Source organism: Cytobacillus oceanisediminis 2691 (genome assembly GCF_007678455.1).
GTDB lineage: Bacteria > Bacillota > Bacilli > Bacillales > Cytobacillaceae > Mesobacillus > Mesobacillus oceanisediminis_A.
On record NZ_VEEP01000005.1, the window covers coordinates 11854 to 27273 of the forward strand.

The following is a 15420-nucleotide window of genomic DNA, read 5'->3' on the forward strand; positions in this document are numbered from 1 at the left end:
TTATTTATCGTCATCCTTTTTTTCGTCTTCTACATAACTATCTCCTTCTTTATAAGGGATATCGCCAAGCTCCGATTCCATGCCGGTTTCGTCAAGCCTTTCCTCGTATTCCTCTTCGCTGTCGCTCTGAAATACTTGCCTGTCATCGCCTTCGATATCTGTGGCGCTGAAGGATTCATAGTCTTCAGTGAACCCGCGCTCGGTTTCATTATCAATATAAAGCTTATTGTAGTCTTCGTGATCCCTGGTAAAATCGGAAGGTGTTTCGGAGGTCCCGAACTCAGCTACATCATCGAAGCTGTTCCTGTTGTCCGCCATCTCCTCGTTCTGTCTGCGGTCGAAATCTGCATCGTGGGTGTATTCCAATACATCTTCCTCTGCTGGACGGTCATTTGATACGCCCTGTTCCTGGGAGTGATCGACGCAGTATAAAGTGTATGGAATTGCTTCGAGTCGCTCGTATGGAATCTCTTTCCCGCACTCGACACATTTTCCGTATGTGCCATCCTCGATCGCCTTCAGGGCGTTTTCGACTTTGCCCATCTGGTCCTCATGATGCTCGTCCATCGCAAGGGTCTTGCTCCGCTCGAATAGTTCTGTTCCACTGTCGGCGGGATGGTTATCGTATGAAGAAAGTTCTCCGGTTGCCTCCCGCTGGCTGCCTTCGAGGTAACCTTCCTCTTCATTTTGATCTATTTGTGATTGAAGTGTTTCTTTTTCATTAATAAGTGTGTCCTTCAAGTTATTGAGCTGGTCCTTTGTCAGCATGATTACACATCCTTCATATTGTATCGTGTCATACGTTCTAAATACCCGCTCATCATTTCAGGAAACATAGAAAAAGCTTCCGCCTAAGGCAGAAGCTTCTCGTTTAATTAGGCTTTTTTCTCAAACTTTGTTGCTTTTGGCTGCAAAATGGGATTAAATGACCTATTTTTCTTCACAAAATTTAAGAGAAAAGAGCCTGCACACTTAATTCCGAACGACAAAATGGCATATTATCACGTTAAAATCGGCTTTAGGATTTTAACAACAATCTTTACGAAAACAGCCTAACATTAAATTAAGCTGATGAAAATACCGACGGATAAAAGCAGGCCAAAGATCGTGTTCGTCTTTGCTGTTGCAGCCATTGCCGGCATCATTTGCATGGGATTGGACTTTCCGATAAAACCTTTTGTTGCTTTGACTGCTTTTGGAATGCTTAGTGCGACAATCGCCAGCCAAGGAGAAACGACACCCGCAATGATCAGGCCGATTACCCATGTATATGACACGATGAACATGCCAGCAAGCAGGCGGATTGCCCCTTTTCTTCCAAGCAGGATAGCGAGTGTTTTTCGCCCAAAATCTTTGTCGCCGTCAAGGTCACGGATATTATTAGCAAGCAGGATGGCACCTACCAGCAAAAAGCTTGGGAATGATACGAGTACACTTGTAGGTGTGACCGTGCCAGTCTGGATATAAAACGAGATCAGAATGATCAGTACACCCATGAAAAATCCAGCGACAAGCTCACCGAAAGGAGTGTAGGCAATTGGCAGCGGACCGCCTGTGTAAAGGTAACCGGCAGCCAGGGAAACAACCCCGACAGCTGCGACCCACCAGCTTGTGCTCATACAGATATAAACACCGAGTAAAACGGATATTCCATATAGACTGAAAGCAAGGTTCAAGACCGTTTTAGGCTTGATGCCATGACGGACAATCGCGCCGCCGATCCCAACGGAATTCTCATTATCCAGTCCGCGTTTAAAATCATAATATTCATTGAACATATTTGTTGCTGCCTGGATTAACAGGCTTGCGACGAGCATGGCTATAAACATGCCCCAATGGATGCCGCCACTGTTTTCTATGGCTAAAGCAGTACCGAGAAGGACAGGGGCAAATGCGGCAGTCAATGTATGAGGACGGGTTAATTGCCACCAGACTTTCCAGCTTTCTTTATCAACTGCTGGTGAAGAACTAGGCTGTAACTGTGATTGCATATCTAATTCTCTCCCTTAATATCAATCTATCAAACCTAAATATTTTATCTAAAAGAACGAAAATTGTCAAAAAGACCTTTAAAATCCAGGTTAAATTACCTTACAATTATAAGTGTAGATATTCACATATCCACTGTCAATTAGTATTTTCACGTCTAAGCAGGATGGTTTTACCAGATTATGCAAGCTTTTGGCGTGAAATATATAATAAGGATGATAATCGCTTTGGAAAGCCCGCCATGATTGACATCGTGATGTATGAGGTGTATCTTAAAATAAGCTTTTAAACGTTTGATAACAGATGAGAGGCTGTTATTGGGGGGATATTTTTGGTTGCCATTCAGGAAACGGAACTTAGACAGGGAATCCTTGATGGGATTGAGCGGGCCAAAGGACTATCTCAGTCGATTTTGGTAAGCGAAGTCCATAAAATAGATCGTATCGATCCTTTTCATTTTTTTGCTTCAGGCCGGGAAAAGTACTTAGGAGAACGTTTTTTCTGGAAGGATTCTGAGGGAGAACAAATCCTTGCGGGGTTGGGGGTTTGCGGGCAAATACAGTCGGATCAGCCAGCTGACCGCTTTTTTCATGTAGAAAAAGAGTGGAAGCGCTTCATGGATTCCGCGCTGGTATTTAATAAATACAATCTCAATGGAATAGGTCCAGCCTTGTTCGGCGGATTTTCGTTCGATCCGCTGAAAAAAGGAACTGCTTTATGGTCCAAGTTTTCAGAAGCACTGTTCCATATTCCGAAATACATGCTGACTATAATCAAGGGTGAGGCGTATTTCACTACCAACGTAATTTGCACCCAGCATGATGATCTAACCTTATTTGAAAAATTGTCCAGGGAGCGGGAAGAAGTGCTCTCGAGGGCAGTTGTGAAACCAGCACTTGCTCAGCTTCATCTCAAGGAAATTGTTGAAATCGAACCGGAAGCATGGAAGCAGACTGTAACAGATGCCGTAAACAGTTTTGAGAATAGCGAACTGAAAAAAGTTGTCCTCGCAAGGGAGCTGCGCCTTCATTTCGAAGAAAAGGTCCAGGCAGAAAGAGTCCTTGCGAATCTCTTGGATCACCAGAAGGCAAGCTTTACATTCGCTTTTGAATCCAATGGGGATTGTTTTATTGGTGCATCACCCGAAAGGCTGGTCAAGAAGGATGGCGACAGCCTGTTTTCCGCATGTCTCGCAGGTTCGATCGCAAGAGGGAACACTCCTGAAGAAGATGAAAAGCTTGGCTGTGAACTTTTAACTGACCAGAAAAATTTGATTGAACACCAATATGTGGTCGATATGATCAAAGAGGCGATGGAGGAAACCTGTGATGAGGTAATCCTTCCAGAGCAGCCTGCTTTAATGAAGATGAAATACATCCAGCATCTGTATACCCCGGTCATCGGTAAAAACCGGGAAGGAACATCGATTCTTCACCTGGTGGACAGACTCCATCCGACTCCAGCACTTGGAGGATTGCCGAAACAGGCAGCCATCGAGAAAATCAGGGAAATCGAACAGCTGGACAGAGGGCTTTATGCTGCACCTGTTGGCTGGATGGATTATCAGGGGAACGGTGAATTTGCCGTAGCCATCCGTTCAGGACTGATTCAGGGAAAAGAGGCTTCCTTATTTGCGGGATGTGGAGTCGTGGCAGATTCAAATGCCGAAAGCGAATATAAAGAGACTAGCATCAAGTTCCGACCGATGCTTACAGCACTTGGAGGAAAGATAACATGAGTCACCAGGAAGGTTTAACAGCGTATATCGCTGCATTTGTTGCAGAGTTATCCAAAACAGGGGTGAGGGATGTTGTCATCAGCCCTGGTTCGAGATCAACGCCAATGGCACTGGTGATGGCAGAACACCCTGAACTGAGGACCCATATTCTTGTCGATGAGCGTTCTGCTTCATTTTTCGCCCTCGGGATTGCCAAAGCAACCCGAAAACCCGTCGCACTGCTTTGTACATCTGGGACGGCAGCGGCGAATTATTATCCTGCGGTCATAGAAGCTAGCATTTCAAGGGTTCCGCTGATCGTCCTCACAGCGGATCGTCCGCATGAACTCCGAGATGTCGGTGCACCACAGGCGATAGACCAAATCCATTTGTATGGAAAAAACGTCAAATGGTTTGTTGAGATGGCGCCGCCGCAAAAAACAGAGGATATGATTCGCTATGCACGTACTGTTTGCGGCAGAGCGGCTGCAACAGCATCAAGCTATCCGCAGGGACCTGTCCATTTGAACTTCCCGTTCAAGGAGCCATTGATTCCGAAGCTGGATGGAAATTTGTTCGAACTGCCTGAGCGTGTTGGTGGATATGTCGAAATCCAGACCGGACGTATAAGCTTATCAGATGAAATGTTCGAGAGAATTGCTGAAGACCTTGCGTCATTTAAAAACGGAATCATCGTCTGCGGGCAGATCGACAGCAGTGATTTTGCTGAACGCGTGATTGCGCTCGCTGACAGCCTGAAGTTCCCGATTATCGCTGATCCGCTGTCACAGCTGCGAAGCGGTGAACACGACGGACGTCATGTTGTCGATACATATGATGCGTTTTTGCGTAACGAAGACGCGAAGGAAGCTTTAAAGCCCGATGTGATCATCCGTTTTGGTGCGATGCCTGTTTCAAAAGCGCTGACTATCTTTATAAAAGAGAATCGCAACGCCCGCCAGTTTGTGATCGATAGCGGTGCCGGCTGGCGCGAGCCGACGATGTCGGCAAGTGATATGTTTTATTGTGATGAAGCACTTTTTTGCGAGAAGATAAGCAGTGCAGTTGATCATGTTGATGAGTCTTCCTACTTGGATAAGTGGCTTGCGTTGAACGATACAGCCAAACAGCAGCTGATGGGCATTTCAAAGGTAGAAGAAATGAGTGAAGGCAAGCTGTTCCATCTGCTTGCTGAAATGCTTCCTGAAGGAGCGACTCTATTCGTTGGCAACAGTATGCCGATCCGCGACCTCGATTCATTTTTCCTGCTTAATGATAAGAATATCAAGGTCATGGCCAACAGGGGAGCGAATGGCATAGACGGGATTGTCTCTACAGCACTTGGGGTAGCGAGTGTATCGCAGCCATGTTACCTGGTGCTGGGGGATTTAACTTTATATCATGACTTGAATGGGCTATTGGCATCAAAATTGTATAATATCGATATTAATATTTTACTGATCAATAATAATGGCGGAGGAATATTCTCCTTCCTGCCCCAGGCAAACGAGCCGAAGCATTTCGAGATGCTTTTCGGCACTCCGCTCGATCTTGACTTCAGCCATGTTGTCGCGATGTACAAGGGGAAATATGACCTGATTAAAGACTGGGAGCATTTTTCTGAGACCTTTACTGAAAACCAGCGCGCCGAAGGCTTGAAGGTCATGGAAATCCGGACGGCAAGGGATTCTAACATGATGGAACATCGAAATTTGTGGAAATCTGTTTCCCGGGAAATAACTGCATTGTTAAAAGGTGACGAATCATGAAAACCATGATTAATGGAATCCAATATCATGTCGAGCAATACGGCAGCGGCTTTCCACTCGTATTGCTCCATGGTTTTACCGGAGCGGCTTCTACATGGAAGCCGTTTTGTCCTATATGGGGACAGCACTCAGACCTTGTTATGGTAGACCTCATTGGGCACGGCGAGACTAAATCGCCAGGCGATATGGAGCGATATGATATAAAGGAAGCAGCCAATGACATCAAAGTTCTTTTAGACCAGCTCGGTATTGAAAAAACGGATTTGCTTGGATACTCAATGGGCGGACGGACAGCCATTACCTTTGCAAGTCTGTATCCTGAAAGAGTAAGGAAGCTCATTCTTGAGAGCACGACGCCAGGACTAAAAACATCTGAAGAGCGCGAAGCACGAATTCAGCAGGACCATAAACTGGCTGACAGGATTGAAAGGGAAGGCGTGGAGAAATTCATCGATTTTTGGGAAACGATCCCGCTTTTTCATTCGCAGTTGAATCTCCCCGCAGAAGTAAGGGAACAAATAAGAAGTCAAAGACTGAAGAACGACCCCGTTGGCCTGGCAAACAGCCTGCGGGGAATGGGAACCGGCGCTCAGCCTTCATGGTGGGATGAGCTTGTGAACTTTGATTTCGAGACCCTGCTGATTACAGGAGAGCTTGATGAAAAGTTTTGCAAAATAGCCGACGACATGGCCTTGAAGCTGCCAAATCCGACAAAATTGACGATAAATGGATGCGGGCATGCAATTCATGTGGAAGAACGAGAAAAATTTGGTACAATAGTAAGTGAGTTTTTGTCGAATACATAATAGGAGGTTATCTTAATGACAGTTGAATGGGTTTCAGAACGCAATTACGAAGATATTCTGTATGAAACATATAATGGCATTGCGAGAATCACCATTAACCGCCCGGAAGTGCGCAACGCATTCCGTCCGAAAACGGTTATGGAAATGATCGATGCATTTTCTTATGCTCGTGATGATTCAAGCGTTGGTGTTATCGTCCTTACTGGAGCTGGAGACGATGCATTCTGCTCCGGCGGTGACCAGAAAGTACGCGGACACGGCGGATATGTTGGTGAAGACGAGATTCCACGTTTGAACGTCCTTGACCTTCAGCGCTTGATCCGTGTAATTCCTAAGCCAGTTATCGCTCAGGTAAAGGGTTATGCAATCGGCGGCGGCCATGTGCTTCATGTCGTATGTGACCTGACAATCGCGGCTGATAACGCTATATTCGGTCAGACAGGCCCTAAAGTAGGAAGCTTTGATGCCGGTTACGGTTCAGGCTACCTTGCAAGAATCGTCGGCCACAAAAAGGCACGTGAAATCTGGTACCTGTGCCGTCAGTACAATGCCCAGGAAGCGCTGGACATGGGTCTTGTCAACACAGTTGTACCTCTTGACCAGGTTGAAGAGGAAACACTCAAGTGGTGTGAAGAAATGCTTGAGAAGAGCCCAACTGCTCTTCGCTTCCTGAAAGCTGCAATGAACGCTGATACTGATGGTCTTGCTGGACTACAGCAGATGGCAGGAGATGCAACATTGCTTTACTACACAACAGATGAAGCGAAAGAAGGCCGCGATGCATTCAAGGAAAAGCGCAAGCCAGACTTCGGCCAGTTCCCAAGATTCCCTTGATTTTATAATTATGACACAGCTTGATGGACCTCCATCAAGCTGTTTTAGTATGTAGAGAAAGGGTGACATCAATGTCAGAAACGATACCGAATTGGCTGAAAAAGCGGGCCGATCTCTCTCCAGACCGGGAAGCGCTGATATTTGAAGAACATACCTATACGTTTAAGCAAGTTTTTGAAAAAGCAAAAACGTATGCGGGAAAACTTGGCGCACTGGGGATTCAAAAAGGTGTGGCGGCTGCCGTGCTGTTTTCCAATCAGGCTGAATCTGCCTTTATTTTATACGCTTTGCAAATGGCGGGAGTCAGAGCGGTTATTTTGAACAATCGCCTGACATCAGAAGAACTGTCATGGCAGCTGGATGATAGTCAAGCGGTCGTACTTCTATATGAAACTCGCTTCATTGATAAAGTATCAGGAATTCATTCTGATACAAAGAAGGTCAGCATCAATGATTTAAAAGAACTCGAAGGAATAAATCCATTTATTCTTGAAGAATACGATATGGATGAAGTCACTTCGATCATGTATACATCAGGCACAACCGGCAATCCGAAAGGGGTCATGCAAACATATGGAAACCACTGGTGGAGCGCGAATGCTTCAGCGCTCAATCTTGGTTTGCATGTTCAGGATAAATGGCTTTGCACTGTGCCTATTTTCCATATTAGCGGCTACTCTATTTTAATGAGGGGCCAAATATATGGAATGCCGATTGTCTTACATTCTTCTTTCGAGGAGAAAAAGGCAATCGAAGATATCAGTCGATATCAGATCACCATTATGTCGGTCGTCAGCACGATGCTAAGGCGGATCATTGACGAATTGGGCTCTGACAGACTGCCGGGATCATTCCGATGCATGCTGTTGGGGGGCGGGCCTGCTCCTTTACCATTACTTCAATCCTGTCTGGAAAAAGATATCCCGGTATTCCAAACCTATGGGATGACAGAAACTTCTTCACAGTTTGCGACATTATCACCGGAATACAGCATTGAGCGCCTTGGTTCTGCCGGTAAAGCGCTATTTTCCAACCAGATACGGATTGTGGATGCAGATGGCCTGGATGTTCCGCCTGGTGCAGAGGGTGAAATTGTTGTAAAAGGGCCGAACGTGACAGTCGGGTACTTGAACCGCCCTGATGAAACGGCAGATAAAATCCGTGAGAGATGGCTTCATACCGGTGATATTGGCTATGTGGACGGAGATGGATTCCTATATGTTCTTGACCGCCGTTCCGATTTAATTATTTCCGGCGGGGAAAATGTCTATCCTGCTGAAATTGAAGGCGTCCTGCTTTCGCATCCAGGTGTGGCTGATGCCGGAGTGATTGGAATGCCTGATGAGCAATGGGGACAGGTGCCTGTCGCTTTTATTGTGAAAAATGATTTGGGCGTGTCAGAAGAAGAGTTGCTCAAGCTATGTGAACAAAAACTTGCAAAATACAAGCTTCCTAAAAAGTTCTACTTTGTTGACAGCCTGCCGCGTAATGCCGCAAAGAAATTATTAAGGCGCAAACTGCGCGAGTGGCTGGATGTGGAGCGTGATGAAAATGGCGATTAAGTCGGTACATTTATCGGTCATTAAAATGCCATTGAAGCAGCCTTTCATGACTCATTTAGGTTCCGTGACCGACAGGGAAGCGATCATAGTAGAAGTGGAAGATCGTAATGGCATCACTGGATATGGCGAAGGGGTAGCATTTTCATCACCCTGGTATACGGAGGAAACGGTGCAAACCTCATATCATGTGCTTAAAGATTTTTTGATCCCTCTTTTGAAAAAAAAGGGGATCAGCCATCCTGAAGAAGCTTTCGGGTTGTTCAGTTCCGTGCGCAGGAATCATATGGCAAAGGCCGCCCTTGAAACAGCACTCTGGGATCTGCAGGCAAAGAAAGAGGAAATTCCGCTATCGAGACTTATTGGCGGAACGATGTCAGAGATACCTGCAGGTGTGGTTGTCGGGAACCCAAATTTGTCTGAAGTCCTGAAACAAATCGAAAGCTATCTGGATCAAGGCTTCAAGCGCGTGAAAATTAAAATAAGCCCCGAAACTGACTACCAGTTAATTTCGGGAATTCGTCAGCAGTTTCCTGATCTGCCACTGATGGCCGATGCAAACTCGGCATACTCTCTCAGGGATGCGAACCGGTTAAAAGCACTTGATGATTTTAGCCTGCTGATGATCGAACAGCCATTGGGTTTTGATGACATTATTGATCATGCCAAACTTCAGAACCAGATCAAGACACCCATCTGCCTGGATGAAAGCATCGTCACTTTCGATGACGCTAGGAAAGCAGTCGAACTCGGCAGCTGCGGGGTCATTAATATAAAAGTCGGCCGTGTCGGCGGCATTGGCGAAGCAAAAAGAATTCATGACTACTGCCGCTCAAAAGGCATTCCTGTCTGGGCAGGCGGCATGATAGAATTCGGCATTTCAAGAGCCCATAATATTGCGCTCGCTTCACTGCCAGGATTCACAATACCAGGGGATATTTCCGGTTCGGACCGCTATTGGGAAGAAGATATCATAGAGCCGGAGATCAAAGTGGAAAACGGGATGATCCAGGTGCCTGAGAACCCTGGTATCGGTTTTGAACTGAACAGGAAACGAATGAAGGAAGTAACTGTTTTTGAAGAACGGTTTGAGTTTTAGAAAATGTGGAGAGCACTGCTTTGGCAGTGCTTTATTTTTTTGTCAGGTCAAATTGGAAAAAGTGAGTGTTTTTTTCCAATTCGCTATAAAAAGGAAAAAGTCGCTATAAAAACGAAAAACTCGCTATAATAATAAAAAAATCGCTATATAAATGAAATTTTCGCTATATAAATTAAAATCTCGCTATAAAAATTATCGTAAGTCCTTTTTTCGTATAGTTTAATGGTCTTAATCATCCATATTTGGTGATTGATTCATTTTACTCATGAATTACGTTAGGAATGAAGCAAATCCCAATGAAAAAAGCTGATTCAAAAGAACTATTTTACGATAGTGTGATTTGAATCACTTAGTCTGCTGAAATAATTTATTATAATCACTATGGGAATGAGGTAAAACGCCTCAACGAGAAGATATTGACATAGGGGAGTGTTTGAAATGCTAGATCAGAAAACGATTGAGATCATCAAATCAACAGTACCAGTACTTGAAGTGCACGGAGAACAAATCACGACAGTATTCTATAAAACTATGTTCGAAAACCATCCAGAATTATTGAACATTTTTAACCATGCAAACCAGAAGCAGGGCAGACAGCAAAGAGCGCTGGCTGGAACAGTCTATGCTGCTGCAAAATACATCGATAATCTTGAAGCGATCCTTCCGGTTGTAAACCAGATTGCGCATAAGCACCGCAGCCTTGGCATCCTGCCTGAGCATTATCCAATCGTCGGAAAGCACTTGCTGATTGCGATCAAGGAAGTTCTTGGAGATGCGGCTACAGATGAAATCATCAATGCGTGGGCCGCAGCATATGGCGTAATCGCGGACGCATTCATCTCTGTGGAGGCGGAAATGTATGATGAAGCTGCGAACCAAAGAGGCGGCTGGAAGGACTTCCGTCCATTTATTGTTGCGAAAAGAGTCGAGGAAAGTGATGTCATCACTTCTTTCTACTTGAAGCCGGTCGATGGGAAGGCAATCGCTGCATTTAAGCCAGGGCAGTATATCAGCATCAAGCTAGAAATCGAAGGCGAAGAGTTCACACATATCCGCCAGTACAGCCTATCAGATGCTCCTGGAAAAGATTATTACCGTATCAGCGTGAAAAAAGAAGCTGGCATGGAAACTCCGGATGGCAAAGTATCGAACTACCTGCACAACAGCGTAGAAGAAGGCGAAGTTCTGCAAATTAGTGCACCAGCAGGCGACTTCTTCCTTGATACAGAAAAAGATACTCCAGTCGTACTGCTAAGCGGCGGTGTTGGCCTGACTCCGATGGTCAGCATGCTGAACACCGTAGCAGAACTGCAGCCGGAAAAAGAAGTGACTTTCATCCATGCAGCCCAGAATGGAAAAGTGCATGCCCTTAAAGAGGAAGTCGCAGCAACCGCAGCCAAAGCAAAGGTCAATTCAGTAGTATTCTACGACCAGCCAACAGAAGAAGACCGCCAGAACAACAGCTTTGATGTTGAAGGGTATATTACAAAAGAATGGCTAAAAGAAAATGTGAACCTTGAACAATCAGACTTCTATTTCTGCGGCCCAGTACCATTCATGAAAGCAGTCAACTCTGCATTAAAAGATCTTGGCGTTACAGAAGACAGAATTCACTTCGAATTCTTCGGGCCAATGGCAAGCTTAGAGGCTTAACTGGCTATATAAATATATTCAAAATAAAAAAACAACGCTTGGGGATGTTAACGTACCAAGCGTTGTTTTTTTATAAGCTTTATCTCTCAGCTTCAAAGTTAAATAAATTGGCAAGTCGTATTAACTCCTCTGAATCACCCTGCTTTTTATCCAACAACCCATCATTAGTCATATAGTATACATAATTTTTGGTTACGATATATAACGCAGTTGAGCCATACTCTGTTGTCGGTTCATGTAGAAATGCGCGTTGACCTGAAACGTTTATTTCAGTGACTTTTGTTCCGTATAGGGGATGTTCGGGAAAGAAATGCCTACTCATTTCTTCAACTGATCCCGTTTCATTCTTTGTATAATGTACTGAAATAAACCTTCCTTCTGAAGTCGGGTAAAAAGCCTGTGTAAATATTTGTTCTTTACTGCCTATTTTTTCAACAGATACTGCAAGAAGTGGTTCTCCTGAGATTGTATTGATCTCCTTGTAGGCATCCATTGGATAAACGACATATTCCATTCCTTTTTCGGTTAAAACCGGTGTCTCTTTTCCGTTGATCACTTCCATTGTATACAGCTTTTCTTTATTTGATAGCATTCCAGAGACAAATGAATCTTCATTCCCCAATTGAATAATGAGCAAAAACAGTAGAGAAAAAGTTATACTTATGGTTGATGCGTAACCAGAAATTTTAAAAATTCGAGATTTGACCTTTTCTTTATAAATTTGCCTCTCCAGTTTTCTCCTGACTGAATTGGCTTGATCCTGACTCCATTCCAAATCATATTCTACTTTCTGAAGAGCACGATTAAAAGTGTTCAATTCACTTTGTATGTTCATTTAACCACGACTCCTTTATCAATCTTTTTTCCAAAGCTAACATCCCACGATGCAAGGTGGATTTTACTTTACTTTCCGAACAATTCAATATTTCCGCTGTTTCAGTAATTGAAAAACCCTTTATTTTTCTAAGGATGATTACTTCTCGGTGTGATTGTTTAAGTGCACTTAATGCTTCGTATATTTCCTTAGAACTTTCTTTAAGCTGTACTACATTCTCTGGCAATAGTTTTATGTCAACTTGAGGTTGAAACAACTCTTTTATAAAACGAATTGGTTTTTGCTTTCTTAAGTAATCAACAGTTGTGTTATGAGCAATACTGAATAACCAAGTCTTTTCACTAGAATCACGATTGAAATTATGATAATACTTATATGCCTTGAAAAAAGTTTCCTGGGTTAAATCCTCAGCCTGCTGATAGTCTTTGGTGAGCATGAAAATAAATTTGAAAATTGTTTGATGATAAAGATCGTACCATTCATTTATATCTTCATCCCTGTAGTCAGCCATATAAATTCTCTCCCTGCTAATGAACTCAATACTTAGACGTGTGAGATTATAAAAGGTTTTGGTATATTTAAAATCTTTTTTACATCGGAATAAAATGGCAGAATTTTATTGACTTCCTGGAAATTTCTGAATAAAATCAGATTAATAAATTTTTAAAAGCAATGAAGAGAAAAAGTAGGGTGCCCCTGTTTTTTACCAGAGAGCTTCGGAAGCTGAAAAGAAGCAAAGACAGACACTTGAAAAATGGTCTCTGAGCTCCGTCCTGAACATGCTGCAGGCATAAGTAGGTAACGGCGAGAGTTGGCACTCGTTATCAATGTCACAGTATAAGAGCAGGCATTCCATGCTCCGTACTTGGTGAGGCAAATAGTGTAAGCTATTTGCGAAATAAGGTGGTATCACGGGGAATCCAAACCTCGTCCTTAACTTTTACGGTTAAGGGCGGGGTTTTTTTATTCTTCTAAGGAGGTCATATTAAATGAGCATTTTTATTGGAGGAGCATGGGCTTATGTTAATGGATCCTTGCATCTCGGGCATATTTCCAGTCTGTTGCCGGGGGATATTTTAGCAAGGTATTACCGGTTAAAAGGAGAAAAAGTTCTATATGTTTCTGGCAGCGACTGCAATGGTACACCTATTACGATCAGAGCGAAACAGGAGGAAGTTACGGCAAAAGAGATAGCGGATTACTATCATAACGAATTCGTTGATTGTTTTTCTCGTCTGGGGTTCTCTTATGACCTGTATACGAGGACTGATACAGAACATCATCATCAAATTGTTCAAGCCATCTTTTTGGAGTTGTTGGAGAAAGGATTCATTTACAAGAAAGAAATTGATCAATTGTATTGCGAGCATGATAAACAGTTTTTGCCTGACCGATATGTAGAGGGTCTATGCCCAATCTGCGGAGCGAATGCACGGGGTGATCAATGCGACGCCTGTTCAAGTGTATTGGAACCTCTGGATTTGCTGGATAGACGATGCAAAATCTGCGGTCAGCCGCCAACGGTGAGAAAAACGGAACACTTTTATTTTGCCTTAAGAGCCTTTCAAAAGACTCTGGAACACTATGTTGCTGAAGCAGAAAGCAATGGGGACTGGCGTGATAATGCCATCTCTCTGACCAGGAGATATCTGAAGGAGGGTCTTCAGGATCGGGCCGTATCACGTGATTTAGACCATGGGGTAAGTGTGCCGATAAAGGGGTATGAGCAAAAGAAAATCTATGTGTGGATCGAGGCTGTTTCTGGTTACTATACCGCCAGTAAATTATGGGCAAAAGAAACAAATGGGGATGACCAGATTTTTTGGAGTTATGGGACTGAATCTTATTATGTACACGGCAAAGACAATATCCCTTTCCATTCCATCATTTGGCCTGCGATCCTAGCCGGGTTAGGAAAAGATCCATTGCCAACTCACATTGTTTCGAATGAATATCTCACATTGGAAAAAAGAAAATTGTCGACCAGCAGAAATTGGGCTGTCTGGGTCCCTGATATTTTAGAGAGGTATGATCCTGATTCTATCAGATATTTTCTGACGATTAACGCCCCCGAAAATCGGGATGCGGATTTCTCGTGGAAGGAATTTATCTATAGTCATAATAGTGAATTGCTTGGTGCATATGGAAACCTTGTGAACCGGACCTTGAAGTTCATCCAGAAATCATTTGATGGCATCATTCCGGAAAAAAGAATTAGCAAAGAAATAGTGGATCGGGTTGCCAGACTATATGAAGACACAGGCCGAAGTATTGAGGAGACAAGGTTTAAACAGGCATTGGAAACAGTATTTGATTTGGTCAGATATTCGAATAAATACTTTGACCAGCAGCAGCCCTGGAGACAGGTCCATGAAAATGTAGAAGAATGCAAACAGACTCTGGCAGACTGTGTCTACATCATAGGGAATCTGGCCAATATCCTGACACCTTTCTTGCCTTTTTCTAGTAAAAAGGTAAAACACATGCTGTCTTTTACAGAAGAATACTGGAAACCGCAGAAAATCACAGCTCGTAGTGTAACTGCTGTAGAGCCTTTATTTGAACGGATCGATCCAGAAAGGATTCATATAGAATTAGAAAGTCTGGGCAGAGGACAAAGGGTTTGATTGTTTTTTTAAAACGGCAGCAGGGGGTTGTGAAGTTAGAGGGAGGTGTCTAAATAAAAATAGTGTTGGATTCCGCTTGCGGTAAGGATTCCACGCTTGCATTATATAAATTAGATAAACCGGATTATGAGTTTGATTCAATGTTCTTACTAAAGGCTTGAATAGGACCGGGAGCAACCCGATCCTGGATTGATTAACTTAACGCTTCAAACGTCTTGCAGTCGGTTTCCCGGCTATTGTCGGCTGTCTCGCCGGAATGGCTGACTACATAGATTTTATCGGCATTGCAAAGGTTGCCATGCTCCCAATATTGACAGTTATTGACTTCGCACAATACGTCTTTTGCCATCGGTGTACCACTCCTTTTTGATTGATACACCTTTAGCTTGCTGCGCGAGGGTATAACACATTCAAGCTAATATTAGGTAAAAAGGATCAGGTTTGTTCCCTGGTCTTTTTTTAACGCAAATATCTTTTATCCTGCATGAACAGGCTCAAAAAATAGATGAAGCCGGGAAACAGAAGGAGTCAC

General features: G+C 43.7%; 13 protein-coding genes and 1 other annotated feature. Of the genes, 8 read left to right on the forward strand and 5 right to left on the reverse strand.

The window, feature by feature from the left end; translation table 11 throughout:
* On the reverse strand, positions 1–768 hold the full coding sequence (locus FS736_RS11130; protein ID WP_144476989.1) for a TraR/DksA C4-type zinc finger protein: 768 nt from the start codon (positions 766–768) through the stop codon (positions 1–3).
* 290 nt (positions 769–1058) lie between these two features.
* Complete coding sequence (locus FS736_RS11135) at positions 1059–1991, reverse strand: 1,4-dihydroxy-2-naphthoate polyprenyltransferase (RefSeq protein ID WP_144476992.1); 933 nt, start codon at positions 1989–1991, stop codon at positions 1059–1061.
* A gap of 329 nt (positions 1992–2320) precedes the next feature.
* Between FS736_RS11135 and FS736_RS11140 the strand changes: the two genes are divergently transcribed.
* The 7 genes from FS736_RS11140 to hmpA all read left to right on the forward strand — a co-directional run bounded on the left by FS736_RS11140 (position 2321) and on the right by hmpA (position 11426).
* Positions 2321–3727 (forward strand): isochorismate synthase, encoded by a 1407-nt coding sequence (locus tag FS736_RS11140; protein ID WP_144476995.1) that lies wholly within the window; start codon positions 2321–2323, stop codon positions 3725–3727.
* Complete coding sequence (gene menD, locus FS736_RS11145) at positions 3724–5475, forward strand: 2-succinyl-5-enolpyruvyl-6-hydroxy-3-cyclohexene-1-carboxylic-acid synthase (RefSeq protein ID WP_144476998.1); 1752 nt, start codon at positions 3724–3726, stop codon at positions 5473–5475. The genes FS736_RS11140 and menD overlap by 4 nt, the downstream gene beginning before the upstream one ends.
* On the forward strand, positions 5472–6281 hold the full coding sequence (gene menH, locus FS736_RS11150; protein ID WP_144477001.1) for a 2-succinyl-6-hydroxy-2,4-cyclohexadiene-1-carboxylate synthase: 810 nt from the start codon (positions 5472–5474) through the stop codon (positions 6279–6281). Before menD ends, menH begins: the two co-directional genes overlap by 4 nt.
* Positions 6282–6296: 15 nt before the next feature.
* Positions 6297–7115 (forward strand): 1,4-dihydroxy-2-naphthoyl-CoA synthase, encoded by an 819-nt coding sequence (gene menB, locus FS736_RS11155; RefSeq protein ID WP_144477006.1) that lies wholly within the window; start codon positions 6297–6299, stop codon positions 7113–7115.
* A 71-nt stretch (positions 7116–7186) separates the two neighbouring features.
* Positions 7187–8677, forward strand: a complete 1491-nt coding sequence (locus FS736_RS11160; protein WP_144477009.1) for an o-succinylbenzoate--CoA ligase — start codon at positions 7187–7189, stop codon at positions 8675–8677.
* On the forward strand, positions 8667–9773 hold the full coding sequence (gene menC / locus FS736_RS11165; RefSeq protein WP_144477011.1) for an o-succinylbenzoate synthase: 1107 nt from the start codon (positions 8667–8669) through the stop codon (positions 9771–9773). Before FS736_RS11160 ends, menC begins: the two co-directional genes overlap by 11 nt.
* Positions 9774–10211: 438 nt before the next feature.
* Positions 10212–11426, forward strand: a complete 1215-nt coding sequence (gene hmpA / locus FS736_RS11170; RefSeq protein ID WP_144477014.1) for an NO-inducible flavohemoprotein — start codon at positions 10212–10214, stop codon at positions 11424–11426.
* Positions 11427–11505: 79 nt separating this feature from the next.
* Here hmpA and FS736_RS11175 read toward each other — a convergent pair whose 3' ends face one another.
* Both FS736_RS11175 and FS736_RS11180 read right to left on the reverse strand, forming a co-directional pair.
* Positions 11506–12261 (reverse strand): hypothetical protein, encoded by a 756-nt coding sequence (locus FS736_RS11175; RefSeq protein ID WP_144477017.1) that lies wholly within the window; start codon positions 12259–12261, stop codon positions 11506–11508.
* On the reverse strand, positions 12245–12772 hold the full coding sequence (locus FS736_RS11180) for an RNA polymerase sigma factor (protein ID WP_144477021.1): 528 nt from the start codon (positions 12770–12772) through the stop codon (positions 12245–12247). Before FS736_RS11180 ends, FS736_RS11175 begins: the two co-directional genes overlap by 17 nt.
* 152 nt (positions 12773–12924) lie before the next feature.
* Positions 12925–13199 (forward strand) — a binding site (T-box leader).
* A gap of 51 nt (positions 13200–13250) precedes the next feature.
* Here FS736_RS11180 and metG point away from each other — a divergent pair.
* Entirely contained in the window at positions 13251–14888 is a 1638-nt protein-coding gene (gene metG, locus FS736_RS11185) for a methionine--tRNA ligase (protein WP_144477024.1), read from the forward strand.
* Positions 14889–15081: 193 nt separating this feature from the next.
* On the opposite strand, the gene FS736_RS11190 is transcribed toward metG, so the two are convergent.
* Entirely contained in the window at positions 15082–15237 is a 156-nt protein-coding gene (locus tag FS736_RS11190; protein ID WP_079510168.1) for a DUF1540 domain-containing protein, read from the reverse strand.
* Between the last annotated feature and the right edge of the window lie 183 nt (positions 15238–15420).

What these genes read in the sequence shown, in the direction of transcription:
- FS736_RS11180 (WP_144477021.1), bottom strand. Translation starts at nt 12,772, where the DNA reads ATGGCTGACTACAGGGATGAAGATATAAATGAATGGTACGATCTTTAT.
- FS736_RS11135 (WP_144476992.1), bottom strand. Translation starts at nt 1,991, where the DNA reads ATGCAATCACAGTTACAGCCTAGTTCTTCACCAGCAGTTGATAAAGAA.
- FS736_RS11175 (WP_144477017.1), bottom strand. Translation starts at nt 12,261, where the DNA reads ATGAACATACAAAGTGAATTGAACACTTTTAATCGTGCTCTTCAGAAA.
- menB (WP_144477006.1), top strand. Translation starts at nt 6,297, where the DNA reads ATGACAGTTGAATGGGTTTCAGAACGCAATTACGAAGATATTCTGTAT.
- menC (WP_144477011.1), top strand. Translation starts at nt 8,667, where the DNA reads ATGGCGATTAAGTCGGTACATTTATCGGTCATTAAAATGCCATTGAAG.
- menH (WP_144477001.1), top strand. Translation starts at nt 5,472, where the DNA reads ATGAAAACCATGATTAATGGAATCCAATATCATGTCGAGCAATACGGC.
- FS736_RS11160 (WP_144477009.1), top strand. Translation starts at nt 7,187, where the DNA reads ATGTCAGAAACGATACCGAATTGGCTGAAAAAGCGGGCCGATCTCTCT.
- hmpA (WP_144477014.1), top strand. Translation starts at nt 10,212, where the DNA reads ATGCTAGATCAGAAAACGATTGAGATCATCAAATCAACAGTACCAGTA.
- FS736_RS11190 (WP_079510168.1), bottom strand. Translation starts at nt 15,237, where the DNA reads ATGGCAAAAGACGTATTGTGCGAAGTCAATAACTGTCAATATTGGGAG.
- FS736_RS11130 (WP_144476989.1), bottom strand. Translation starts at nt 768, where the DNA reads ATGCTGACAAAGGACCAGCTCAATAACTTGAAGGACACACTTATTAAT.
- menD (WP_144476998.1), top strand. Translation starts at nt 3,724, where the DNA reads ATGAGTCACCAGGAAGGTTTAACAGCGTATATCGCTGCATTTGTTGCA.
- metG (WP_144477024.1), top strand. Translation starts at nt 13,251, where the DNA reads ATGAGCATTTTTATTGGAGGAGCATGGGCTTATGTTAATGGATCCTTG.